At 36.7% G+C, this 26,496-nt stretch carries 24 protein-coding genes, 1 tRNA gene and 2 riboswitches; of the genes, 7 read left to right on the top strand and 18 right to left on the bottom strand.

What is annotated here, in order from left to right:
• The first annotated feature begins 18 nt into the window (after positions 1 to 18).
• The 4 genes from HMPREF3182_RS04965 (at position 19) to HMPREF3182_RS04950 (ending at position 3,510) form a co-directional block, all read left to right on the top strand.
• On the top strand, positions 19 to 1,062 hold the full coding sequence (locus tag HMPREF3182_RS04965) for a methionine ABC transporter ATP-binding protein (RefSeq protein WP_007392746.1): 1,044 nt from the start codon (positions 19 to 21) through the stop codon (positions 1,060 to 1,062).
• Positions 1,043 to 1,696, top strand: coding sequence for a methionine ABC transporter permease (locus tag HMPREF3182_RS04960; protein ID WP_007392793.1), 654 nt, complete (start codon positions 1,043 to 1,045; stop codon positions 1,694 to 1,696). Before HMPREF3182_RS04965 ends, HMPREF3182_RS04960 begins: the two co-directional genes overlap by 20 nt.
• Positions 1,697 to 1,773: 77 nt before the next feature.
• A tRNA-Ser gene (locus HMPREF3182_RS04955) sits at positions 1,774 to 1,862 on the top strand.
• 199 nt (positions 1,863 to 2,061) lie between these two features.
• Positions 2,062 to 3,510 (top strand): amino acid permease, encoded by a 1,449-nt coding sequence (locus HMPREF3182_RS04950; protein ID WP_062485837.1) that lies wholly within the window; start codon positions 2,062 to 2,064, stop codon positions 3,508 to 3,510.
• A gap of 48 nt (positions 3,511 to 3,558) precedes the next feature.
• On the opposite strand, the gene HMPREF3182_RS04945 is transcribed toward HMPREF3182_RS04950, so the two are convergent.
• From HMPREF3182_RS04945 to HMPREF3182_RS04890, 12 genes are all read right to left on the bottom strand, one after another.
• A complete protein-coding gene (locus HMPREF3182_RS04945) occupies positions 3,559 to 4,998 on the bottom strand; it encodes a C69 family dipeptidase (RefSeq protein WP_062485834.1) in 1,440 nt (479 codons plus the stop codon).
• Between the two features lie 87 nt (positions 4,999 to 5,085).
• Positions 5,086 to 5,529, bottom strand: a complete 444-nt coding sequence (locus HMPREF3182_RS04940; RefSeq protein ID WP_062485831.1) for a C-GCAxxG-C-C family (seleno)protein — start codon at positions 5,527 to 5,529, stop codon at positions 5,086 to 5,088.
• Between the two features lie 21 nt (positions 5,530 to 5,550).
• The gene (locus HMPREF3182_RS04935) at positions 5,551 to 6,198 is read right to left on the bottom strand and encodes a TVP38/TMEM64 family protein (protein ID WP_235808652.1); all 648 of its coding nucleotides are present in this window, start codon (positions 6,196 to 6,198) and stop codon (positions 5,551 to 5,553) included.
• Positions 6,199 to 6,253: 55 nt separating this feature from the next.
• A complete protein-coding gene (locus HMPREF3182_RS04930; RefSeq protein WP_407942948.1) occupies positions 6,254 to 7,099 on the bottom strand; it encodes a DMT family transporter in 846 nt (281 codons plus the stop codon).
• Positions 7,100 to 7,112: 13 nt separating this feature from the next.
• Positions 7,113 to 8,627: a threonine synthase gene (gene thrC, locus HMPREF3182_RS04925; protein ID WP_062485824.1), complete on the bottom strand. Its 1,515-nt coding sequence runs from the start codon at positions 8,625 to 8,627 to the stop codon at positions 7,113 to 7,115.
• A gap of 129 nt (positions 8,628 to 8,756) precedes the next feature.
• Complete coding sequence (priA, locus tag HMPREF3182_RS04920; RefSeq protein ID WP_062485821.1) at positions 8,757 to 11,111, bottom strand: primosomal protein N'; 2,355 nt, start codon at positions 11,109 to 11,111, stop codon at positions 8,757 to 8,759.
• A gap of 106 nt (positions 11,112 to 11,217) precedes the next feature.
• Complete coding sequence (gene metK / locus HMPREF3182_RS04915) at positions 11,218 to 12,408, bottom strand: methionine adenosyltransferase (protein WP_062485819.1); 1,191 nt, start codon at positions 12,406 to 12,408, stop codon at positions 11,218 to 11,220.
• A 46-nt stretch (positions 12,409 to 12,454) separates the two neighbouring features.
• Positions 12,455 to 12,554, bottom strand: a riboswitch (SAM riboswitch).
• Positions 12,555 to 12,628: 74 nt separating this feature from the next.
• A complete protein-coding gene (coaBC, locus tag HMPREF3182_RS04910) occupies positions 12,629 to 13,840 on the bottom strand; it encodes a bifunctional phosphopantothenoylcysteine decarboxylase/phosphopantothenate--cysteine ligase CoaBC (protein ID WP_062485817.1) in 1,212 nt (403 codons plus the stop codon).
• A 13-nt stretch (positions 13,841 to 13,853) separates the two neighbouring features.
• Positions 13,854 to 14,063, bottom strand: a complete 210-nt coding sequence (rpoZ, locus tag HMPREF3182_RS04905) for a DNA-directed RNA polymerase subunit omega (protein WP_007392789.1) — start codon at positions 14,061 to 14,063, stop codon at positions 13,854 to 13,856.
• A gap of 15 nt (positions 14,064 to 14,078) precedes the next feature.
• A complete protein-coding gene (gene gmk, locus HMPREF3182_RS04900; RefSeq protein WP_007392728.1) occupies positions 14,079 to 14,690 on the bottom strand; it encodes a guanylate kinase in 612 nt (203 codons plus the stop codon).
• Between the two features lie 13 nt (positions 14,691 to 14,703).
• The gene (gene remA, locus HMPREF3182_RS04895; RefSeq protein WP_007392795.1) at positions 14,704 to 14,967 is read right to left on the bottom strand and encodes an extracellular matrix/biofilm regulator RemA; all 264 of its coding nucleotides are present in this window, start codon (positions 14,965 to 14,967) and stop codon (positions 14,704 to 14,706) included.
• A gap of 10 nt (positions 14,968 to 14,977) precedes the next feature.
• Entirely contained in the window at positions 14,978 to 15,871 is an 894-nt protein-coding gene (locus HMPREF3182_RS04890; RefSeq protein ID WP_062485815.1) for a YicC/YloC family endoribonuclease, read from the bottom strand.
• A 231-nt stretch (positions 15,872 to 16,102) separates the two neighbouring features.
• Between HMPREF3182_RS04890 and HMPREF3182_RS04885 the strand changes: the two genes are divergently transcribed.
• Positions 16,103 to 17,305: a nucleotidyltransferase family protein gene (locus HMPREF3182_RS04885; protein WP_062485813.1), complete on the top strand. Its 1,203-nt coding sequence runs from the start codon at positions 16,103 to 16,105 to the stop codon at positions 17,303 to 17,305.
• A 150-nt stretch (positions 17,306 to 17,455) separates the two neighbouring features.
• Positions 17,456 to 18,718: a sodium/glutamate symporter gene (locus HMPREF3182_RS04880; protein ID WP_062485810.1), complete on the top strand. Its 1,263-nt coding sequence runs from the start codon at positions 17,456 to 17,458 to the stop codon at positions 18,716 to 18,718.
• 111 nt (positions 18,719 to 18,829) lie between these two features.
• Here the strand turns inward: HMPREF3182_RS04880 and thiC are convergent, their stop codons facing one another.
• The gene (gene thiC, locus HMPREF3182_RS04875; RefSeq protein ID WP_007392998.1) at positions 18,830 to 20,128 is read right to left on the bottom strand and encodes a phosphomethylpyrimidine synthase ThiC; all 1,299 of its coding nucleotides are present in this window, start codon (positions 20,126 to 20,128) and stop codon (positions 18,830 to 18,832) included.
• Positions 20,129 to 20,178: 50 nt separating this feature from the next.
• Positions 20,179 to 20,277, bottom strand: a riboswitch (TPP riboswitch).
• A 127-nt stretch (positions 20,278 to 20,404) separates the two neighbouring features.
• Here thiC and HMPREF3182_RS04870 point away from each other — a divergent pair.
• Positions 20,405 to 21,106 (top strand): SIMPL domain-containing protein, encoded by a 702-nt coding sequence (locus HMPREF3182_RS04870; protein ID WP_062485808.1) that lies wholly within the window; start codon positions 20,405 to 20,407, stop codon positions 21,104 to 21,106.
• A gap of 206 nt (positions 21,107 to 21,312) precedes the next feature.
• On the opposite strand, the gene HMPREF3182_RS04865 is transcribed toward HMPREF3182_RS04870, so the two are convergent.
• The 5 genes from HMPREF3182_RS04865 to HMPREF3182_RS04845 form a co-directional block, all read right to left on the bottom strand.
• Positions 21,313 to 22,554, bottom strand: coding sequence for an S-layer homology domain-containing protein (locus HMPREF3182_RS04865; RefSeq protein ID WP_062485805.1), 1,242 nt, complete (start codon positions 22,552 to 22,554; stop codon positions 21,313 to 21,315).
• A gap of 341 nt (positions 22,555 to 22,895) precedes the next feature.
• Positions 22,896 to 23,093 carry a twin-arginine translocase TatA/TatE family subunit gene (locus tag HMPREF3182_RS04860; protein ID WP_062485803.1) on the bottom strand — a complete coding sequence of 66 codons (198 nt, stop codon included), beginning with the start codon at positions 23,091 to 23,093 and terminating at the stop codon, positions 22,896 to 22,898.
• A gap of 25 nt (positions 23,094 to 23,118) precedes the next feature.
• A complete protein-coding gene (locus tag HMPREF3182_RS04855; RefSeq protein ID WP_206445552.1) occupies positions 23,119 to 23,865 on the bottom strand; it encodes a TIGR03943 family putative permease subunit in 747 nt (248 codons plus the stop codon).
• Positions 23,862 to 25,439 (bottom strand): permease, encoded by a 1,578-nt coding sequence (locus HMPREF3182_RS04850; protein WP_062485800.1) that lies wholly within the window; start codon positions 25,437 to 25,439, stop codon positions 23,862 to 23,864. Before HMPREF3182_RS04850 ends, HMPREF3182_RS04855 begins: the two co-directional genes overlap by 4 nt.
• Positions 25,436 to 26,431 (bottom strand): CobW family GTP-binding protein, encoded by a 996-nt coding sequence (locus HMPREF3182_RS04845; protein ID WP_235808651.1) that lies wholly within the window; start codon positions 26,429 to 26,431, stop codon positions 25,436 to 25,438. Before HMPREF3182_RS04845 ends, HMPREF3182_RS04850 begins: the two co-directional genes overlap by 4 nt.
• Between the last annotated feature and the right edge of the window lie 65 nt (positions 26,432 to 26,496).

Here is a 26,496-nt window from a genome sequence, read left to right as displayed (position 1 = left end):
AAAAAAGGAGTTGATACTGTGATTCGTTTAGAGAATATCACCAAAACATATAGCGGTAAGGCAAAAGTAAATGCTTTAAAAGGTATTTCTTTAACTATCGAAGACAGTGAAATTTTTGGTATCATTGGCAAAAGTGGTGCCGGTAAATCTACACTAGTTAGATGTATTAATATGTTAGAAAAACCAACCGAGGGAAACGTCATTATTGACGGTAAAGATTTAACCACATTAACGGAAGCTCAATTACGAGAAGAACGAAAACATATTGGTATGATATTCCAACACTTCAATTTATTATCCTCTCGAACGGTATTTGAAAATATTGCCTTTCCTTTAGAATTAGCTGGAGCCTCCAAAGAAGCCATCGAGAAAAAGGTATCCGATTTGTTAGAACTGGTAAATTTAACTGATCGTAAATATAATTACCCTTCCCAACTTTCAGGTGGTCAAAAGCAACGAGTCGGTATTGCGCGGGCATTGGCAAGCGATCCTAAAATTTTGTTATGTGATGAAGCTACATCAGCATTAGATCCCCAAACGACAAAATCGATTTTAGATTTATTACAAGACATCAATAAGCGCTTAGGCATAACCATTGTTATAATTACACATGAAATGAGCGTTGTAAAAGATATTTGCCATCGTGTTGCCGTTATTGAAGGCGGTATCATCAAAGAATCCGGTCGTGTGGTGGATGTATTTTCGAATCCTCAATCAGAAACGATGCAAGAATTTGTGAAATCAGTTATTAATATGGAGTTACCAAAAGGACTAAAAAAATTAGGTATTTCTCCCCAACCTGCGCCAAACCTTTCCATGCTTGTGCGTTTGCGGTTTAAAGGTGCTTTAACAGGTGATCCGTTGGTTGCTTCAGTGGTTCGCAAGTTCAATATTAATGTTAGTGTATTATATGGCAATATTGATTATATCCAAAACGAACGCTTTGGCTATTTAGTTATTATTATATTAGGCGATATGGAAACACAGGCAAAAGCCTATTCCTATATCAAAACATTACCCGTAAAAAGTGAGGTGTTAGGATATGTCCCTAGAAATTGTTGATTTAATGCTCCAAGGAATTCAAGAAACATTAATAATGGTGATTGTTTCTACCATCATTGCCGCTATCATCGGTATTCCTTTGGGAGTTACATTAGTTATAACATCAAAAAATCATATTTTACAACATAAACATATTCATCAAATATTAGGAGCTATCGTTAATATTATTCGCTCTATTCCCTTTATTATTTTAATGGTTGCGATTATTCCTTTTACACGACTAGTCGTTGGTACTTCTATTGGCACCACTGCTGCTTGTGTTCCCTTAACCATCGTTGCCATTCCTTTTTTAAGTCGTTTAGTGGAAACGTCTATTCGTGATGTTGATTTTGGATTAGTCGAAGCCGCTGAATCTATGGGTGCTTCCCCTTTTCAAATTATTCGCAAAGTATTATTACCGGAAGCACTACCGACAATTATTAATAACGTTACCGTATTAATCGTTAATTTAATTGGTTCTTCTGCTATGGCTGGTGCTATTGGTGGTGGCGGCTTAGGTGATATTGCTATTCGTTACGGTTATCAACGCTTTCAAGGCGATATCATGTTAATTACTATTATTATTTTAATCGTCGGAGTAAATCTCATTCAAAGCATAGGCGATTACGCTTCTAATAAAAAAAATAAAAAGTAATCTATTTAGTTATACATATTAAATATTTTATAATTGACGCTACTATATTTTTATGCTAAAATAACAAAGCGTCATATGGAGCGGTATCGAAGTGGTCATAACGGGGCTGACTCGAAATCAGTTGGACCGAAAGGTCTCGTGGGTTCGAATCCCACCCGCTCCGCCAAAAGAAAACACAACGCAGATATTTATATCTGCGTTGTGTTTTTTTTATTGGCCTTCCCTTATTTTCTATTATCTCCATATAATACCTGAAATGATAATGCTAAATTTGTATTTTACGCTCATTTTAATTGTCAGGTCATTGAAGTTTCTGTATAATAGAAAAGTAGTTTTTATTTATTATAGTAAAAGGTTGTGATTATATGAAAGACGAAAAACAGAAATTACGCCGCAGCCTCAAAGCACGTCATATGAATATGATTGCCATCGGTGGTGCCATCGGTACAGGTCTTTTTGTTGCTGGTGGAGAAACAGTAAGTTCTGCTGGTCCAGGCGGTGCCCTTGTAGCATATGCACTTATTGGGGTTATGGTATATTTCCTCATGACTAGTCTTGGCGAAATGGCAGCGTACTTACCTGTCAGCGGCTCTTTTGAAACGTATGCCAATCGCTATGTAGATAAATCGTTAGGTTTTGCCTTAGGCTGGAATTATTGGTTTAATTGGGCAATTACCTTAGCCGCTGAATTAGTCGCTGGCTCATTAATTATGAAATATTGGTTTCCCGAATTACCTGCCTCACTATGGAGTGGTTTGTTTTTAATAGTCCTTTTTCTATTGAATTATCTTTCTACCCGCTCCTATGGTGAAAGTGAATTTATATTTTCAGGTATTAAAGTGGTCACTGTTTTAGTTTTTCTTTTTGCTGGGGCTTGTCTTATTTTAGGTATTGGTCCTAGTGAATCTCCTGGTTTTACCAATTGGTTTATTAAAGATGCACCTTTTGTTGGCGGCTTTACCTCAATGCTCGGAATATTTATGGTCGCTGGGTTTTCCTTTCAAGGCACCGAAATGATTGGTATTGCAGCTGGTGAAAGTGAAGATCCAGAGAAAAACATTCCTCGTGCGGTTCATTCTATTTTTTGGCGAATTTTATTATTCTATTTTGGCTCATTTATTGTCATCGGATTTTTAATTCCTTATACCGATCCTAATTTGCTAAATACGGATATTGCCAATATTTCTATTAGTCCTTTTACCTTAGTATTTGAACGGTTTGGATTAGTTGCCGCTGCCTCTATCATGAATGCGGTCATCTTAACAGCCGTTTTATCAGCAGGAAATTCAGGTTTATATGTTTCAACGCGTATGCTATATGCCCTCGCGGAAACAGGGCAAGCACCAAAATGTTTTTTGAAACTAAACAAACGTGGCGTTCCTGTAAATGCGTTAATAGCTACTGCTGCCTTTGGCTTAGCTGCTTTTTTAACTTCTCTTATTGGTGAAGGAAAAGCTTATGCTTGGCTCGTTAACATTAGTGGCATGGCCGGTTTTATTACATGGATTGGAATTGCCCTTTGCCATTATCGTTTTCGCCGAGCTTACATCGCACAAGGAAAGGACTTACGTAAACTACCCTATCGAGCAACTTTATTTCCCTTTGGTCCCCTATTGGCACTCATGATGTGTATTATTATTACGGCAGGACAAAATTATTCCGCCTTTCTCGGCACTCATATCGACTGGTATGGTGCATCCGTAGTATATATTGGTATTCCTATTTTTCTTATTGTTTTTCTATATCACAAACTCAAACACAAAACACATATTATTCCTTTAAAAGAAGTTGATCTTTCAAGAGATAAAGAATAAAAAAAAGTGGTGAGTAAGCATGCTTACTCACCACTTTTTTATTCTTTATTAATCGGCCAAATTAAAACGCAATGTCATTTTATGACTACCTGTGCAAACAAAATCTCCTAATAACGCTTTTGCTGCAGCAAATAATGCATCTGCCATTTCTTGATTCGCTTTTGTTAAAAATTCAACGGCATCCATACCACTTAAGTTCTTTTGTATAAATTCCTTATCATATTGCTGTTGCATGTGACGTAACGTCGCACTCATCTTCTTTTCAAAATCATAATGCTGCGTACCGAAAAATGTATAATTACGGTCGCCAATAACTGCCATTGTTTGAATTAACCAATACATATAATTAGGATCATATTTTATAGGTGTATCCCGATATGATGCAGGCGTATCTGAAATAGCTGTATAAAAAGGCACCATACAATTATATGGATTAGAAGCCATACCTACCCATTGAATACCAACAATATCAGCAGGTACATTCGGACGCATTTGTAAAACATGTACTTCCATATTTCGATTTAATCCAATAGCACGATATTTTTTCCTATCAGCTTCACTACCGTTTCCATATGGATCGTACGGAGTTCCTTCATAATGAGATGAAAGGGCCCATTTTATATCTTCAATAGAAATCTTTTGCTTAGGATAACAAATAAACGGTAAATCTGGGCAATCAGGATCATCTACAAAGGGATATTTTTCATGATAAGAACGTGTTGTATCCGAAAAATATTTTTGTACATACCAAGCACGCGGATTATTATATTGCACATCTTTATAATCGGAACTTCCCAAAGTATGACGCAAATTTAGTTCATCAAAATCAGGATTTAAATGGTTACGTTCAATAAAATCAGGTAAATCTTTGCAATATAATACATCAGGATTATCAAAATCAAATACATCTATATTCAATCGATTCGGAGCTACCACATAACAATCATCAGGAATACGAATAGCTGCCCAATGGTGTCCACCATATGTTTCCATATACCAAATTTCATCGGCATTACTAAACACCATACCATTGGGTTCAAAAGTACCATATTGTTCTAATAATTGTCCCATGCGTAAGACACCTTCCCGCGGCGTTTTGATATATGGCAAAACAATAGTTAATAAATCAGCTTCCCCCAACGATGCTTCCACATACGGATCTGCTCCCAAAACACGCGGATTACTTGTAATCGTTTCAGTTGCTGACATAGCAACATTAGCACTATTAATCCCAGATGCACCAAAGATACCATGTTCTAAAATAGCATTTGGTGTAGCCGTGTACCGTAGAGGATTCGGCGGTAATGGAATTTCTACATTGCCCTTGAATGTATAATACACTTTGGGTTGATTTTCTGGTTGAACCACGACAAATTGTTGCGGTTCTGGTTCATCGTGCCCATCTTCATTACGAGCTACTAACGTAGATCCGTCTAACGAAGCGTATTTCCCAACTAAAATAGTAGTACAACTTGAAAATTCAGACATTATATTCATCTCCTTTTTACTACTATCATAATGTATATTAATCAATTTGTCACTATATATTGAAACTTCTTTTCAATTACGTAACGTTTATTTTATGCTATTCTTTTTTTGCAACCCCTTTTCTTCAATGAAATCAGAAAGCATATCTGCCGCTGTTGCAGTAATGTTAATACAATATTTGCGATATTCAGGGGTTCCAAATTGTAATTTATTCAAGCTACGGCAACAAGTTGTACCAAAATGTTTTTTAAACCGATTGTGAAATTCCCCCGTATATTGATAGACTTCCGGTAGCGGTTTTTCTGCTGGATCTAATCGACCAACTAATGATCCCAATACTAAACAAGCGCCACTTAATGCACCGCATACACAGCCAGAACGGCCCAACCCACCACCTAAACCAGATACCATACGAATGGCTTCCTCTGGTAATTGTAATTGCATACTGTCATTACAAGTCTTAACAATAGATTCAACACAATTATTTCCTTCTAAATGATATTTTTTAGCTAATTCGTATTCTTTTTTCATAATAATATACCTCCTTTACAATTATTTTCTACGTCGAAAATAAATAATAATAGCATAACAAATGGAAATTCCTAATAAGGTAACTACTAAACGACTGCCATGATTACGGAATAAAATAAAATCATGTCCCACGAGCACTTCAAATGCCACCGATGGCAATTTTCCAATCAAACATGCTGCTATATATTCTTTATAGCGCAAACTACTAACTGCACCTAAAGCCGTAACTACTCCATTAGGTGCATAGGGAATTGCTCTTGCTAAAAGCATGTTAGAAAAAGTACTATACTTATCTAATTTAAATAAAAGATGCTTATGTGTTATCCATTGTTTGACAGTACTATGAAATAACGTTCGCATTAAAATAAAACTAATTGTTACTCCTATCGTTTCTGATAGCCAAGAAATCAGCGTACCTCCTACAAGGCCAAAAATCACACCGTTTGCAGCAGAAATAAATATAGATGGCAATACCCCTACCATTGTCACAAAAATAGTAATAAAGCTGCTAATAACAACCGCCCAAACGCCAAAAGAATGTATATACTCTACGGTTCCCTCAATATTCCCCGTAATAGCTAAATGCCATATAGTTTCATAAAAATCAGGAAAATACCAATGAATTCCTATTAATAATACACCCAGAAGTGCAAATAGACTTAATTTCAAATGTGATTCCCTGAAAAAAGATGTATTCATCATATAGTTATCCGTTTTTTACCCCTTAGTCTATGTTTTTTTTTGCTAACCGATCATGTTTTAACTTTGTTAAATACATAGAGCCACCAACAATACATATCCCCCCTAGAATGGTCATGATTGTCATCACTTCATCAAAAATAGCAAAACCCCAAAAAGCGTTAAAAAATACGGCAATATAAGCCACAAAACTAACTACAACTGGATTCGCACAAGCATATGCATCGGTCATTAACACCTGAGCAATAACCGTAATAACACCTAATCCAATATATAAAAACCATTCCCACGCCGTAGGTACTTGAAAATGTCCTCCCATCAAGATAATTCCTGACAAACAAGCACAAGCAAGAAAATAAAATACAATTTCGTATTGATGATGTTTACCTGATCCGGTTAATTTACTAATAGTTGTATAGGCAGCTGCTGCACAAATAGCTTGAATTAAAACAAAAATAGAATATACATTAAAGGATGAAAAATTCCATGGTCGTACAACCATACATGCCCCTATAACAATTACTACCAATGGAATAAAACTATTTTTCGGCATCATTTCTTTTAAAAAAACAGCTGCAAAAATCATTACAAAAAACGCCGACAATTGCGATAAAATGGAAACATCTGCTAAGGGCATTCCCCCCAATGCAATGAACAGACAAATCATCCCGGAACCACCCATAACACCACGAAAAAGCAAGGTACCTCTATCTTCTTTAGAAAAGTGAATCCCCTGTGCTTTCATCATTACTAAAATAATAATGGCACTAAATAGTCCTCTGAAAAAAGCAATTTCTCCAGTTCCCATCGTATACGCGAGCTCTTTAACAATAACATTTTGAATGCTAAAGGAAAGCGCCGATAAAATCATATATATAACCCCTTTATTCATGCATATCACTTCGCTTCTTCATAAAATCAGCCGCTTCTAACACAGCTGATTCTAACTGTGATGAACTGACCGCTGACATAAAGCGACGTTTTTTATGGGACAATTCATGAAGTGCCCTAGGAATAGCGATTCCCGTCATATCTTGTAATTGTAATAATGCCGTAAATGGATCAGTGGTATTTGCCAAACCTAATGCTTGATGCACGGTAAGTGGAAATTTATATGGATGGGCCGTAGCCATTAATACCGTATGTCTTGAAGGTAGCAAATGGTTGCGCTTATATTTTTGATATACGGCATATCCCACCGCCGTATGCGGATCCAATAAATAACCATCTCGATCATATACCTGACGAATACTTTCTAAAATTATTTCGTCGCTTGCATATCCACCTAGCATTTCCTTTTGAATTTGTTGCAATACTTTCGTAGGCACGGTTGCTTGTTTATTATTCTGTATTTGTTCCTGCCAACGAATCATATGAGTTGTATCTTCTCCCATCACATAATATAAAAATCGTTCTAAATTACTTGAACGAACAATATCCATAGAAGGACTAGTCGTTTTATAGAATGGACGTTTTTCATTATAAATTCCCATCTGAAGAAAATCAGTTAAAATGTGATTTTCATTTGATGCACAAAGAAGCGTATGAATAGGTATCCCCATGCGTTTTGCCATGTAAGCAGCCAAAATATTGCCAAAATTCCCCGTTGGAACAACGACATTAAATGCTTCTCCCTGGGTTATGCACCCCCGTTCTATTAATTGAGCATACGTCCATACGTAATATACAATTTGCGGCAATAATCGACCTATATTAATGGAATTGGCACTAGAAAAAATATAACCCCGTTGTGCTATTTTTTCCCGTACCTGCGAATCTGTAAATACTTCTTTGACAAATGCTTGTGCCTCATCAAAATTTCCTTGTAATCCCAATACGTGAACATTGTTTCCTGTTTGTGTTTGCATTTGCAACGCCTGCATAGGACTTACACCATCGTGCGGATAGAATACAATAATAGAAATGCCATCAATATCTTTAAACGCCTCTAATGCTGCTTTTCCTGTATCTCCACTAGTAGCGGTCAAGATTAAAATATCTTTTTTTTCATTAGTTCTTTCTTTAGCAGCTACCAGTAAATGCGGAAATAAAGATAACGCCAAATCCTTAAAAGCCAAGGTGGGACCGTGAAATAATTCGGCCACCGTTAAATCTGTATCTAATGAATGAAACGGCACTACTTCTGCTGCTGCAAATCGGCCATTTCCATATGCTTTATGAATCATAGCACCTAACGTATCTTTATCTATTTCTGAAAAAAAGTAAGACAAGACACAAGTAGCTATCTCTTCATAAGAAAGCCCCTGCCATTCTTTATGGACTAATACTTCCTGAGGAAATGTTTCTGGTACATACAGTCCCCCATCCATAGCTAAACCATGCAATAAGGCCTCCATTGCATTTACCGTTACTGATGAACGTGTACTTTTATATTTCATGAGTAGCCTCCTAGATGTCATAATAATTTATTTTTTATTATAACATAAGAATAGCCTCTTTTAAATGAGGCTATTCTTTTTATTACTCTACGGAAGACCTGATTTTCACTATTATATTGTAACACTATATTAAAGAGGATCTACATCAATCAAAACACCTTGTTGTTGTAAAATGTTTTGTGTTCGTATATAATCCTTTATTTCTTGTAAATCTTTTCCCTTAATTAATAAAACAACTCTATATTTATTTCGTATTTTTTTAATTATATCAACAAAAGGACCAATCAACTCTGTCTCTTTTTGTTGATTCACTATCGGCTGCAATTGCTGCGATAACGCATTTGCTTTTTGCCATACGCGAGACTCCTGCTGATCTTGAACTAAAATTTTGATCATATCATGAAAGGGTGGATATAAAAAAGCTTTTCTATATTCAATTTCTTGCTTATAAAAAGAAAGATAATCTTGTTTCTTTGCATTTTCAATCACATAATGTTCTGGTGCATATGTCTGCATGACGACTATTCCTGGTTTATCTCCTCGGCCGGCCCTTCCTGCTGCTTGAGTTAATAATTGGAACGTCCGTTCTCCTGCCCAATAAGCAGGAACATTTAATAGACTATCTGCCGCCAAAATTCCTACAACAGTTACATTAGGGAAATCATGCCCTTTGGCAACCATTTGTGTACCTAATAAAATATCTGCTTCCCCTCGCCCAAAAGCTGCCAAAATATTTTCCCCTTGGTGCTTGCATACGGTTGTATCTTGATCCAAGCGCATGACACGAGCCGTAGGAAATAACTCATGCAGCTCCATTTCAACTTTCTCCGTACCGGAACCAAAAAATTTAATATATTTACTATTGCATTGAGGGCAGCACTGCGGGATAGGCGACGTGGCTTCACAATAATGGCAACGTAATACTTCATTGTCTTTATGATATACCATCGGCACCTCACACGTTTGGCACATAACGACAAATCCACATTTTCGACACATAACAAAAGTTGAAAATCCTCGCCGATTTAACAAAATAATCGCCTGTTCATGTGCAGCTAATGCCTTTTTTAACTTATCCATGAGGGTATATGAAAGGACACTATAATTTCCCATGTCCAACTCACTGCGCATATCCACTACACATACTGATGGTAAATTTCTTCCTGACACACGTTGCGATAATGATAAAAGCGTATATTTGCCCTGCAAGCTTTGATAATAGTCTGTAATTAACGGCGTGGCACTTCCCAAAACGACAGGACAGCCATAATAGGCAGCACGTTTCTGTGCAACTTTAACCGCATGATACCGTGGGGCTTCATCTTGTTTATAAGACGTATCATGACATTCATCTATAATAACTAATCCTAATTGCTGGACTCCCGTAAAGACCGCCGAGCGAGCACCAATACAAATATGTGCCAAGCCTTCTTTCATTCGCATCCACGCTTCTTTGCGTTCTCCCTTAGACAATTTGCTATGCATAATGACCACTTCATCACCAAAACGTGCTAAAAAGCGCTGTACCATTTGCCCCGTTAAGGCGATTTCAGGAACTAAGACCAATACTTGCTTTGCTTTAGCCAGTACATCTGCCGCCAATTGAATATATACTTCCGTTTTTCCACTACCCGTTACCCCATGCAATACGTAGGTTTTCCCCTCTATATCTTGGCGTACAGTATGTATTGCCGACACTTGTTCACTTGTTAATTTCCATGGTGAATAAAAAGATGACATCCCCTCAGCTGAATTAGATTTCTTCAACCGTTTACTGATACCAATACACCCAGTTTGAGATAATGCGAATACCAGTTGACGCTGAAATCCATCCTGTGACAATTGTTCTAACGTGCATTCTTTATGTTGTTCCATATATGCCAATAAAGCCTTTTGCCTTGGCCGGCGTACTAATATACCTTCATTATCCGCATGTACCCACTGTACTATCGTTTCTTGTTTATCGACAATATTATTTTTAATCGTAGCTCGCACACGAATAATATGTTGGTTAATAAGCCGCTCTATTGTGGGCTTGCCAAAAATAGAAATAGCTTTTTCATACGAACACATAGAAGAAGAAATAGACTGCACAATTTTTTGATCATGTACATCAAGGTCTGTTATGCCCGTATTCACAACAAGATAAGATTGACGAGTGATCCCCTTTTTTTCTACCATAAATAGACGAAAAGCATCAGCCATGGTACATAAATAATACGAATGAATCCAAAGTGCCGTTTGTACCATTTCTTCTTGAAATCCACTTTGCTGTGATAATACTTCTAATATTGATTTTAAAGAAAAAGAAAAATCACGCTCATTTGCTTCTCTAATGCAAATAACAATACCTTCTTCTTTTCGATATCCAAAAGGAATTAATACACGACTACCAACAGTAATATTCAACCCTTCAGGTATGAGATAGGAAAACGTTTGTTGTAATTGTTTAGCCGTTGTATTAATAATAATATCTGCAATCATATTGTCGCCTCATCTGCACATAAAGATAAGGGCTTGATATACAAGCCCTTATTCATTTTATCATATTCACTTTATATTCTCTAGTATATATCAGCAATGCGTTTAATTATAAACCAGCTTCTTTACGCAACACATCTGCTTTATCCGTACGTTCCCAGGGTAAATCTAAATCATTCCGTCCGAAATGTCCATATGCAGCCGTTTGTTTATAAATAGGACGTAATAAATCTAACATTTTAATAATGCCAGCTGGACGCAAATCAAAATGTTTTTCAATTAACTGTACAATTGTTTCGTTATCCACTTTACCTGTACCAAATGTATCTACATGGATGGATACAGGACGTGCAACCCCAATAGCATAAGCCAATTGTATTTCGCATTTATCCGCTAAACCTGCAGCGACAATATTTTTCGCAACATAGCGTGCCGCATATGCAGCGGAGCGGTCTACCTTTGTAGGATCTTTACCAGAGAAGGCACCACCTCCATGCCGTGCCATACCACCATACGTATCTACGATAATTTTACGACCGGTTAAGCCGGAATCTCCCTGTGGACCACCAATAACAAAACGTCCCGTAGGATTAATAAAGAGTTTGGTTTTGTCATCAAATAACCCATCCGTTAATTCTGGTTTTAATACATACGTAATTAAATCTTTTTCAATTTGTTCACGTGTTACTTCTGGACTATGTTGTGTCGAAATAACAATCGTATCAATATGTACAGGTTTTCCGTCTTCATATTCTACAGTAACCTGTGTTTTGCCATCAGGACGCAAATATGATAAGGTTTCATTTTTACGAACTGCTGCTAATCGACGAGATAACCGATGTGCTAAAGAAATAGGCAAAGGCATATAATCATCAGTTTCATTTGTAGCATAGCCAAACATCATACCCTGATCGCCTGCACCAATAGCATCAAATTCATCTGTCTTACTTTCTTTATATTCTTTGGCAGCATCAACACCCATTGCAATATCACCAGATTGTTCATCTAATGAAACAAGAATACCACAAGTATCACAATCAAAACCATATTTTGCCCGTGTATAACCAATATCACGCACAGTATCACGAATAATACGTGGAATATCAACATAACAACTTGTAGAAATTTCTCCTACCACATGAATAAGACCTGTTGTTAACACTGTTTCACATGCTACACGAGCATGTGGATCTTTTTCCAAAATCGCATCTAAAATGCCATCAGAAATTTGATCTGCCATTTTATCAGGATGGCCTTCCGTTACAGATTCAGAAGTAAAAAATTCACGATTTTTAGCCATTTTATTCCTCCTAAAAAAAATTCCCCTCTGGTAAGAGGGGGAACAATACCCATCTTCCAGTAGTATAACTGTTGGAATTAGCACCTTTCTAGCGAAGGTTGCTGCGGCATCACAGGGCCAATCCCTCCGCCGACTCTTGATGGAACTATATTTTATTATACAAATTAAGTATATACTATGCCCATAAATAATGCAATAGTAAGTTTAATTTTTCTTTACCCTAAGCGTGACGTTTTTCCCAAATAGAAATAGCTCGTTCCATAATAATCGTCGCTAATTCAAATTTATCCATTTTAGGCAACGCTTCTTGTGTACCATCAGCAAATAACAAGGTAGCAATATTCGTTTCGCCACGAAAACCGGCACCTTCCACACTGACATCATTAGCAACTAACATGTCTAAATTTTTTTTCTGTAATTTTGCCATTCCATATTCTACAATATTAGTCGTTTCTGCGGCAAAGCCCACCAAGATTTGCTTGTGCTTACGCTCACCTAAAGAATGCAAAATATCTGGATTTTTTTCTAATTTTAATTCTAACCGATCGTCTGTTTTTTTTATTTTATTTTTTGCCGGACAAGAAACACGATAATCAGCTACAGCTGCTGCTTTAATAACCATATCACAGTCATCATATAATTGGTCAACAGCGTCCTTCATTTCGCGTGTCGTTGTCACGTCAATACGTTTAGAAACCCCACGCGGTGTTTCTAAATTCGTTGCTCCCGTTATTAAGATGACTTCCGCACCTGTAAGTGCTGCCGCTTTGGCAATAGCAAATCCCATGCGACCGCTGGAATGATTACCTAAAAACCGCACGGGATCCAGCGGTTCTCTAGTTCCCCCTGCTGTAACAATAACTTTTTTTCCCGTAAAACGAGTCGTGCGACTAAGCTGAAATTCAATTTCTTTAATGATATCAACCGGTTCAGGCATTCTCCCCTTACCTTCAATACCACATGCTAAGTAACCACTATCTGGCTCCATGCTGAGATATCCATACTGAGATAGACGCTGTAAATTAGCTTGCACAATTTCATTAGCATACATATTACTATTCATTGCCGGTACCAATAATATGGGAGCTTGCGTAGCCATAATAACCGTACTCACTAAATCGTCAGCAATACCGTTTGCAATTTTACCAATAATATTTGCCGTAGCTGGCGCTACCACCACGATATCAGCCCACCGTGCTAACGAAATATGTTCCACATTAAATTCAGGCGTTTCGCCAAACAACGAAGTAGCGACAGGATTGCCGGAAATTTCTCGCAACGTTAATGGTGTAATAAATTCCGTTGCATGTGCGGTCATAATACATTTTACCTCTGCGCCTTGCTTACGCAACAAACTAGTAATACTCGCTGCTTTAAATGCAGCAATTCCACCAGTAACGGCTAACACAACATGTTTATTTTCTAAAAGCATGATTGCCTCCTGATTATTTGATACTATTTTTGGGCGATTCAAACGTTATTTTACCTTCTTTGATTTCTTCCATCGCCAGGGAAACAACCTTATTCGTCGGTACATCCACTAACGGGGTGTCCCCACTAGTAATTTCCCGTGCACGCTTAGCGGCTAAGGTTACCAATGTATATTTACTATCTACTTTTTTGATTAAATCTTCTAAACTTGGCTTAATTAACATATTATCTCCTCCGTTTTAATAGGCATTTAAAATTTTTTCTCTTTTTTCTTGCAATCGTATTACCTTACATTGCTCGGCCTGAACAATAGCAATTGCTTCTTTGATAGCCTGAGATAAATCATTATTGATAATAAGATAATCATATTTAGAAATCCACTGCAATTCTTCTTTCGTTTTATGAAGCCTCTTACAAATAACTTCTTCTGTATCTGTATGGCGCTCACGCAAACGTTTTGCTAATATATCAAGGCTAGGTGGTACGATATAAATACAAACGCAATTTGGATATTGTGCACGAACCTGCATCGCACCTTGAATATCTATTTCCAATAACACATGTTTTCCCTGTGCTAATAGTCCATATACATGTTCTTTAGGCGTACCATAATAATGATCATATACCTTGGCATATTCTAAAAAAGCTTGCTTCTTTAATAATGTTTCAAATTCACTAGCCGAAGTAAAATAATAATCGACACCATCTTTTTCTCCTACCCGCGGTTGACGTGTTGTCATAGAAATCGAATAATTTACATTAGGAAAATTTTTACGTAATGCTTCACAAATCGTTCCTTTACCTGCACCAGATGGTCCTGAAAATACGATCAGCAATCCCGTATCTGCCATATCTTTCATCTCCTTATTCTACTGTATCTTCTGGCTCCACTGTAACAAGTCGATGCGAAATCGTTTCTGCTTGTAATGCCGACAAAATAATTTGTCCATTATCCATAATTAGTAATGCTCTCGTTTTACGACCAAACGTGGCATCAATTAATCTATTTCCTTCACGTGCTTCTTGAATCATCCGCTTAATTGGTGCTGATTCAGGACTAATAATGGCAACAACCTTATTTCCCATGACCATATTGCCAAACCCAATATTTAATAAATTAAAACTCATACGCTCACCATCACTCAATATTTTGTATTTGTTCTCGTATCTTTTCAATTTCATTTTTTAACAGCATGACCCAAGCTGTTACGTCTATATCGGTTGTTTTAGAACCCAACGTATTGACTTCCCGATTCATTTCTTGTAACAAAAAATCTACCTGTCGGCCAATTGGTTTTTGTAAAGTCATGAGCTTTGTTAATTGTACCACATGGCTGCGAAAGCGTACAACTTCTTCTGTAAAATCAACCTTATCTGCATGAATCGCAACTTCTTGTAAAATACGATTTTCATCCATAGCATACTCTTTATTAGCAAAAATAGCTGCAATTTTTTCCATAAGTCGCAATTTATATGATTTTATAATATGCTCTTTCCGTGCGGTGATATCATCAATTACCTGTACTAATCGTTCACATCGTTTTTGAAGGTCTTCTTTTAAATGTGCCCCTTCTCTAAGACGCATGTCTAATACACCTTGTATCGCATCTTGCAACGCATCTGACAAAATGGAAGAAAATAATTGTTCTTCTTCCTGTGACCATACACGAGGTGCAATTGTAACCCATTCTGTTGATAATTGCATCACATCTTGCAACCGAATTGGTTCTTGTTCAAACCCCACTGATTGAGCCTCTTCTAACCCTTCTTTATAGGCTTGCAATAATCCCTTATGTACAATAACTTGTGGATTTTCCTGTTCGCCTTCTCGAATAGTGACATATACATCCACTTTTCCTCGAGAAATATGCTCTTTTATTTGTTTCCGAATTTGTTCTTCCCAAACCAAATATCGATGAGGTAAGCGTATATTAAATTCTAAAAAACGCTGATTAATCGTTCGTATTTCTATTTCTACTGCACATTGCTCCGTCGTCGCTACACCCCTACCATATCCTGTCATACTTTGCATGTAAAAACCGCCTTTAAAATAAATTATATAAATATATACTATTGTATCACATTTACAACATTTGAAAATCTGCAATCTAATATTTTTTCCTATACCTACAATAACCTCTTCTATTAGATAAGTTATAACAATATACCAATTGGCAGTATTCCCATTCAATAGTATACTAATAGTATTATATGTAGCATAAATGTTATATGTAGCATAAATGATATCAAATAGAGGCAACTTATGAAACCAATTGCTATTATTGCTGAATTTAATCCTTTTCATCAAGGACACGATTTTTTACTAACCACTCTTCGTTCGCATGTTACTACAACTACGCCACTTATCATTATATTAAGTGGTTCCTTTGTGCAACGCGGAGAACCAGCATTATTTACCAAGTGGCGTCGTGCAGCTTGGGCAATTCAATCTGGTGCAGATGTAGTACTAGAATTACCCACTGTATATGCCCTCTCAGCCGCACCAGCATTTGCAGCAGGTGCAGTTCGTTTAGCCGCACTGATAGGCTGTCAACAACTTGCCTTTGGCTCCGAAATAGGCACTGCTCACGACTTTTATGAGATATACCAAAAACGCAAAAAAATAGAACAAGTCCCTTTTTCTCCGGGAAACTATACATATGGACAATATATAACCAATCAACTTCGCCCTTTGCTAACGCCAACCCAACAAAAAATGCTCGGTTCTCCTAATGCGTTACTTGGAATCGAATACGAAGCAGCTCGTTCTACATATGCTTCAAAAATGGAATTGTATCCTATTTTGCGTAGTAATCGGCACGATAGCATGACCATAGAAAAGGGATTTGCTTCAGGGTCCTTATTACGTAAAGCCTTTCAAAAAAATGATACCGCATTCCTTCACGCATATCTTCCCCCAATAGTAAAAAATGACCTCAATGACATCCGCTCCCAAGGCGAATATACAGATTATACGCGCTACGGCGATTTTATTCTTTATGCACTCCGACAACAATCACTTGATACATTACGCACATTACCCGCTTTTTCTGAAGGACTGGAACAACGTTTTCTACATATTGTATCTCACAGTAGCACCTGGCACGATGCCTTATGTAAATTAAAAACAAGACGCTATTCTTATCGTCGCTTATGTCGCATGGGATCTTATATCGTCTTACATCCAGCAGCCAGCCTATTTCAGCAAGCTTACAAAGAAGGGCCCCCCTATGCTCGTATCCTCGGTCTATCTCCCGTAGGACGAAAATTTATCAAGCAATCTTCAGCTGTGATCCCTTATGTATCCAAAATTCCACCATTTTTAAAACAGGCCTCATTATATGCAAAAGAAATGATGTCCTTGGATATGCAAGCCACCGATTTACAACATTTATCATTCGTAGGTTCTCCTTTTCATACAGGAAATATCGATTTTTATCATCCCCCTTATATTCTACCGGATTAATATCACTATCAAGATGCTGAAATGCTATACCATAACGCTTTTTAAAAGTGAATGAGGTATATTGTTTAAACTATTTATTTATGTTATACTTATTATCAATCAACGCGTATAAAGCATAATCACTAAGTGAGTTAAAAGAGGTGTCTTAATATGACTATAACACTAAATATGTTTCAATCTTTAGCGGCGATAATTGCAGTGTTTTATGTCGGCGTCTTTTTTTGTTCTCATATTTCCATATTGCGCCAATATTGTATACCTGCTCCCGTAGTAGGTGGTTTACTGTTTGCAATAGTACATTGCATCTTATATACACAAGGAATCGCCCAAATCAGCTTAAATGCAGATATGCAAAACCTTTGTATGATGTTATTTTTTACCAGCGTCGGCTATACGGCTAGTATCACTTTAATAAAAAGAGGGGGCTTATTAGTAATAAAAATGGCCGTTGTCACCGTTCTCATTATTTTGCTACAAAACATAATTAGTTTAGCTATTGTTCATGCCTTTCATATTAATCCCCTTCTAGGCTTGGCAACAGGGTCTATTCCACTCATCGGTGGACATGCTACAGCGGCGGCTTTTGGTCCCCTGTTAGAAGACCTAGGCCTTGCTAATGGTACTACCATTTCTATTGCTGCAGCTACATTCGGATTAGTAGCTGGAGGTATTATCGGTGGTCCCGTAGGAGAAACACTAGTAAAACGCTTTTATCTACACAGTTTTGCCGCCGAAGAACGTTTAGATCCAGAATTAATGCGTCCCGAACGAGAACAATTAGAGGCTATTGCCTGTCAACAAGAAGATCCTACCGAAATTTTAAGTCATGCCTGCCGCTGTGGTCAATCGATTAATAATCATCGTTTTATGAATGGTATGGCTCATTTATGCTTAGCCATGGGATTAGGCACACTGATTAGCAAATTTTTTGTTATGGTCGGACTTATTTTTCCTGCATATATTGGTTCTATGTTAATGGCAGCAATTATCCGTAACCTATCTGATATAACCCATATTTTTCCTACTTATCAACGGGAAAGTGAAGTTTTAGGAAATATAGGATTAACCATTTTTCTAACCTGTGTACTCATGGGATTAAAGTTGTGGCAGCTAGCTTCTTTAGCTGTACCAATGTTTGTTCTATTAGGTGTACAAATTTGTTTCATAGGTATATTTGCATATATCTGTGTATTTCGCTTTATGGGTAAAAATTATGAAGCAGCGGTTATGGCTTCTGGTGTTTGTGGCTTTGGTTTAGGTGCAACACCAAACGCCATTGCCAATATGACTGCAATGACCACTTTATTCGGACCTGCCCCTGCCGCTTTTTTTGTCATTCCGTTAATTGGTTCCTTAATTATAGATCCCGTAAATGCTTCTATTCTAATGTTTTTTATTAATTTATTCCGCTAATGCCTAACTAGTATTAGCAAAACCTATTTACTTAACCATAAAATGATGTAAAAAAAGCTATGAGCATGCTCATAGCTTTTTTAAATCGTTTTTTTACTTCATTGTAATATATTAACGTAATGTTATATCTTCACCATTTAATATCTTTTTCATCGTTTTCGCTGGGCACATAGCACCACACATAGTACAGGTGCCTTCACATTCAGGTTTGCTTGATTCATAATAAGCACGTGCCTTTTCTGGATCAATAGATAACGGGATCATTGTATCAAAATCCACAGCTACCCGTGCCTTACTCATGGCATCATCCCAAGCCTGAGCACCAGGAATACCTTTTGCTAAATCTGCAGCATGAGCAGCAATCCGTGCCGCAATAATTCCTTCTTTAACATCATTTACATCAGGCAAACGTAAATGTTCGGCAGGCGTTACATAGCAAAGAAAATCAGCCCCACAAGAAGCTGCAATAGCTCCCCCGATAGCACTCGTAATATGATCATACCCCGGTGCAATATCGGTTACCAATGGACCTAACACGTAAAAAGGTGCTCCATGGCAAAGTCGTTTTTCTAATCGCATATTTGCAGCAATTTCATTTAAAACCATATGCCCAGGGCCTTCAATCATCACTTGTACATTATGTTCCCATGCTCGTTTAGTAAGTTCACCTAAAGTAATTAATTCTTCAATTTGTGCCGCATCTGTTGCATCATGCGTACACCCTGGACGACAGGCATCACCTAAACTCAAAGTAACATCGTAGGCTTCACAAATATCTAACAATCTATCGTAATATTCATAAAATGGATTTTCCTGATTATTCATCTCCATCCAAGCAAATAAAAGAGAGCCTCCCCGTGATACGATGTTAGTTAAACGAGGATTCTTTTTTATACGATCGGCCGTTTTTAAATTCATCCCACAATGAATTGTCATAAAATCGACCCCATCTTCAGCATGCTGCTGAACAACAGAAAAAAATTCTTCTACGCTAATTTCTTTTAAATCCTTATCCAACATTCCTACGGCATCATACATAGGTACAGTCCCAATCATGGCCGTCGACATATCAATTAATTTGGTTCGAAATTCACGAGTTTTACCAAAATTACTTAAATCCATAATCGCTTCAGCTTTGAGTTCAATCGCATTACGTACTTTTTGCAGTTCTTCTTCGTGATTATTGTGTTCTGGTGATACGCCAAGATTTACATTGATTTTTGTACGACAGTCTTGCCCAATCGCCTCTGGTGACAAGCTAGTATGATTTTTGTTTGCAGGAATTACCACTTTTCCACTAGCAATAAGACTACGTAATTTTTCCACATCCATCTGTTCTTTTTTTGCAACAATTTTCATTTGTGGAGTAATGATTCCTTTTCGTGCTGCATCCATTTGTGTTGTATACATCTTGCTAACCTCCCCATTAATATAAAAAAGCTCACCCGACATAGGTGAGCTAATTACCAATTTCGCTTCCCTACGACGGCATTATCCGTATCAGGTACAAGGGTCAAATTTCTCATTTTCTCAGCCATATGGCTCCCCTAGCTTTTACACTTGCATATATGATATATTATATTTTTTTACAATCGTATTGTCAATAAAAATAGACCTTTTATACATATTGCGTATCAAAATTATTCAGTGATATAATAAAATCAAAATATTTTTAAGGAGGATGTTATGAAAAAAATACAACTGAAACACCTGTTTTTCTCTCTCATTGTAGCAAGTATCCTGGGGACAACCAATGCCTTTGCAGCCACTCCCACTATGCCAAGTGAAGTGCATGTGATCGGTTATGCGGAAAAAGAAATCATCCCTGATACAGCCTACATTTCTGTAGGTGTGGAAACGACGGGTACAACACCCATTACCGCACAAAAAGAAAATAATTCCCTCATGACTAAATTATATAATTGTGCTGTGTCATTTGGCCTAGCTAATACAGATATGAAAACAGAACAATTTTCTATTTATCCAAATTATGATGAAAAAGGAACACACATTGTTTCCTATACCGTTACCAATACGCTACGTCTAAAACTTCACAATTTAAAGCATATTTCCCCGTTACTGACACAATTAACTGAACAGGGAGCCAACAAAATACATAGTATTTCTTTTACAAGTGAAAATATCGGCCAAATACAATTAACGTTGCTACAAGAAGCGATTAAAAATGGTAAAAAAATAGCAGAAGTCGCTGCCCAAGCAGCAGATAAACAAGTCGGCAGCATTAAAGAAATAACTATATCGGATTTTCCCACCTCCCAACGTATCATGATGCGTAATGTTGATGCCCTATCAGCTAGCACTGCCCCTCTTGAACCAGGGAAAAATACTATACGACGCCAAGTTTCGCTAATATTTTATTTACAATAAAGTAAGTACTACTACCACCCGTCCTACCGATGATAACATGTTCTCATGTTCTAACGAAAAAATATTCCTACCCAGTGGGTAGGAATATTTTTTTACGACATTCCCTTATCTATACAAGTATAATCAATCGTTCCTAAAATAAATTTTTCCCACAAAAAAACTGACCTTCCATATTAGAAGGTCAGTTTATGTTTAACTTGATCTAATTAAAATGTAAATACAAGTTGTGCCCGTGTTTCTTCATTTACTTTAGCATCTTTATCTGACTTTTGCTTAGAACTGAAAGATTGCATTGCTTGTAATTTTACATTCTTAGCTAAAACATAATCTACGCCAACACCCCAAGAACGAACATCAGATACCAACGTTCCATCTCTCCAAGAGCTGCTATTTACGTCTAAAGCGAATTTATCAGCATTTAAATATTCAACCCATACATCCCAAGATTGTGGCGTTGCTGCATCAGCATAGCCATACTGTACTTTACCGCTCCAGAAGTCAGTACGTTTACTATCTTTTTTATCTTCTTTTAATGATTCATAATTAGCAGAAACAGTAATATTATTTCCCGCATTGATTTTAGCAAATGCACCTAATGCACGATAATTATTCCCCTTTGGATTCTGACCTGGAGCATTCATTACATTTGCGTGGTATACGCCAACAGAAGACATATCACCAAAGAATCCTTCTAACTGTTGGAAAGAAACTTTACGATTTGTTACTCCATCTTCTTTAAATTTACCAAAACCAGCCGTAGCTACGATATCATTGCCACCATAAGTAAGTGTTACGCCATCAGCAGCACCATCATAGAAATACCCTTGACCAAAGGTAAAATCTTGACGACCTACAACAACATTGATATTTTTAGGAAGGTTTACACTGACATTTGCTTTTTTCGTAACCGCACGAGCTTCACCAGCTGCCTCTGTATCGCCAAAATTTCCGGAATATTCAATACCATAGTTTACAGTTACATTGTCATTAACAGCTGCTTCTGCATTTAAAGCTACTTTAGCATCATAGGAGCTATCCTTTTCTTTTTTATCTTTAATGTGAATATAACGTACACGTGCATCGCCCGTTAATTTTACATTACCTACGTTTTCTTCTAAATTCGATACACGAACACCCAAGTTATTCAATTCAGCAGCAAATTCTTGTGCCAACTTATTGATAACAGCACGTTGTTGTGCATTGGCTTGGTGTGCATGTGCCATTGCTTTTGCTGTAATTTCAGCAGCTTCATAACGAGTAATATTACGGTTCCCTTGGAAATGTGTCCCATCTACACCCTGGATAATACCAGCATTAGCAATGCTTACTACAGATTTGTATGCCCAGCTATCTGCCGGTACATCAACAAACGGATTAGCTGCGAAAGCACATGTAGCACCAACTGCCATAGTTGCGACGAGAGCCGCGAGTACTTTTGACTTTTTCATAGTTAAAACTCCTTTATATAAATACTTACGTCTATTATATAAAAGATTCCTTTCATCCTTACAAAGGCGAGTTTTCCTTGTTTCCTCTCTTTGTATAATAAGACATACTCGGTATCTTTTCTAAATATTCTTGACGTAAAAGAATATTTGTTAACATCTTATCATTTTTATATAAAAATAGCAAGCATTAATTTAAAAATTTATTCTGCCATCCTGTTTAATTGTTTATAATTAATAATTATTTTCAAATTCCTTTTCAAATCAAAAGGAATTTACCTGTATTCACTAGATATATACACTTATATAAATGTATACCATTTATTTTCTAAACTATCTAGCGTTCAATCTTTGTTTTCCTCTGTCGATACCCCATCTTTCTCTTTCATTTCTCCCGCATTGTCATCTTTTTTATTTACTTCTTCTTTAAATTCTCGCAAACTCATCCCCAACGCTTTTCCTAGGCCACTCACTTTTTTGCCTCCAAATAAAATTAAAACAATTATCAAAATAATAATTAATTCTTGTGCTCCTAAATGCATAACTCTCGCTCCTTTCACTGTATGCTTACGGATAAATAAATCCTTCTACTTTTTTAGCTGGTGTAATTTCATCAATATGAATAACTGGTTGCATCAATCCATGCCAAGCCCGTTTTGTAACCGTTCCTTTTATAGCAACCCACTGATACTCTTGCCAGTGTTTAGGTCCTTCATAATGACAAGTAATACCAAAAGGAGTAACATCATTAATACAGCAAAACATTAAATAACGTGCAATAGTAAAATCATTTCCTGTTAACATTTCATCATCATAAGATACAAAACCGACTGCATATACAGTGTATCCTTGGTACATTTCTAAATTTTTAGTCAGTTCTAAATCAGCATCATAAAAATGTTTTGTATTCATAATAATCATACGATTATGATTATCAATCGTCATATGTGTTTGTCCATCAAAATCAATACCAAAGGGATGCGTTGATGCTTGCGGTGCATCTTGCATAGTTCCAATAATTTGTTTTGTATACGGTTCTTCTCCTAATAGTAAAGGTCCCGTAATTAAGACAAGCGGTATCCAAATCCACAAACAAGCTTGATAAGATTTCTTATAAGAAACCTCTTTTCTACGCCATAGAGTCATTATCCCCCAAACAAAAAAAACAATAATAGATATACATACAAGTGGCAAAATACGTGGTGTAATAAACATCTTATACGTTCCTTGGATGACAAATATGCTTAATACAACCGCTAAAAGGATAAATAACATACCCTCTATCACTAATTGTAAATTCCAACGTTTCATCATAACACCACACTTCCTGTAATCACCGCAAAGGCAAAGGCAAAAACGAAACAAGCCAATAGTAAGGAAATAAGAAGTCGATATACAAATGCTTTAGGAAAAAGCGACGTTAGAACAAAAAAATTTTTAACATCCATCATCGGACCAAAGACCAAAAATGCTAATATACCAGGCAAAGGAATATTCGAACTCATATTGCGAGCAATCATCGCATCAGCCGTAGAACAAATAGATAGAACAAAAGCTAAAGCGATCATCAATTCAATGGTCATTGCTAAATTTCCCGTTAAAGAATAATATTTCAAGAAATTACCAATATATACTTGAAAAAATGATACAACCAAAGAGGCAATGATAATAAATGGAGCCATGCGAAAAAAATCTTTTCTTGCATTTTCTAAAAAATAAAATACCTTATTGCTTTTTTCTAGTGATTCCAATCTATCTTCCAAAGAAAGTAATCCTTGTCCCCTTCCTACAATCGAATCTAATCCACGATAGTGCAAGAATGATAAACTAACCAAAACAGCAATAATAACTCCTAAAATAAGACGTGCTATGACAACTTGAGGCATCCCAAAAAACGCATACCATGTTGAAAGAATGACAATAGGATTAATAATAGGGCTAGCAAGCATAAATAATAATGCTGCCGGTAATGGCACGCCTCGCACTAATAGGCTACGGAACACAGGGATTGCCGCACAATCACATACAGGAAATAAAAAACCCCCAACTAAAGCCCAGCCCATAGAAGTAACCAGATTTCCTTGTAACCGTTTTGTAAAAAAAGAAGTAGGAATCCACGTTTGCAAAAAGGACGAACAAATAATACCTAACAGCAAAAATGATAGTGCTTGAATTACCGTTGCCATCCATAACGCCATCGCATATTTTACATTTTCTAATAATGGTATTGATGACACGGAAATCCCTATATAGCAGACAGCCATCCCTACTCCTAGTGCTATTGTTCTACCCGTGATATGCTGATGATCTTTCAATATTTTGTTAATACTACGCCGATCCACTAATGAAGAAACACGTATACACGGTGTATGTGGACATAACTGTTGCAGCCGACTTATCACTGTTTCATCATCGGTTTTAGATGTGACTTGCGTCTCCTCTAATTTATCCCACCATAAAATACAATCGGCATTTGCTAATTGAGATTCAACAGCACTTCCGGTTTTTCCTAATAAATGCAAACAATAATTTGTCGTTGTCACAAAATATACTCGCTTAATCTGAAATATATTCACTAAACAAGGGTCGCAAAACAATCGTTCTAAAAGTGTAAAAGAAAGCATCCCATTGTACTCTAACCATACTTCTTGAACGTCTTTTCCTTGTACCGCTATAAGCAGCGATTGTGCTACCTCTTCTATATTAGTAGTAGTTAACATCGGTAACATACATATAGGTGTATTTGCTTTAGTCCTACCATCTTCCATGGCAACCCGTCCTATACGGGACGAACGAAAAGACAGAATATGATTTATCACACATGTTTTACCCGTACTTAAAAAACCTGTAACCACATATACTGGAATAGGTTCTATGATCCGACTCATCCCTCTTGCCACACTTCTTTCCATTGTTTTTCCGATAGTTTCTTACCGATACATGTCAAGAAATTTTCTTTTATATCAATTGGTTTTATCACTATATTAGTACCATTATATTGAATTTCAATATGTCCATCAGGTGTTGGCAATATACCTTTCATCCGTACACATACTTCCGGCATTTGTTGCATGTGCCCTTCTATATATAGACGCCATTCCTCTGCCGTTCTAGCTTGTCTCGCATGCCATGTATACGATGAAAATGATATATGTTCGTCATGTATATGGTCACACTCATGACAAGGTGCCGTTTCCAAGGTAATGGGCACCTCGACACTTGCCGCTTGCCCTAAATGTAATACCGTTTGCCATGGAATCTCATCCCATGGTTCTTGATAAATATATGCTGATGAATTATATTTTTTTATTACCGCCAATGCTTCTCCTAACGCTTCTCTATTTTGTTCAACATGACTACAAATAATGATATCGCCTGAATGCAATTGATCTTCATAAAATTCCCCAAAATTACGTGCATATAATGCACATGTCTGTATATCTATGATGGTAATACAGCCTTTAACGGTTACAAGATCAGATAATTCTTTACTTTGACAAGCCATACGTATTTCTGAGGCTTTTCCCACCCCGGATGGTTCAATAAAAATAATATCTACATCTTGTGTTGCCAATACTTCTTTCAAAGACGTTTTAAAATCGCCAGACAAACTGCAACAAATACAACCCGAAGTTAATTCCCGTACATGCACCCCTTGTTTTTTTAAAACAGTTGCATCAAAACTAACTTCGCCAAAATCATTTTCTACAATCATAACCCGTTCTTTTTTATCTAATTGTGCTATAAGATGTTGAATACAAGTTGTCTTACCCGCACCTAAAAAACCTGAAATAATATATATAGGTATATTCATGAGTAGTATCACCAACTTTTCTTTATATGCTGCCTCATTGTAGCACACAAATTTAACTAATTGCAATGCATATTCCCCTGAAAAATAATAAAAAACTAATTGACAAAAAACAGAATACAAGATATAATATT

The organism is Megasphaera hutchinsoni (genome assembly GCF_001553405.1).
In the GTDB taxonomy this organism is placed as follows: domain Bacteria; phylum Bacillota; class Negativicutes; order Veillonellales; family Megasphaeraceae; genus Megasphaera; species Megasphaera hutchinsoni.
The sequence above is the reverse complement of the archived record's forward strand: the minus strand, read 5'-3'. Positions and strand labels throughout refer to the sequence as shown.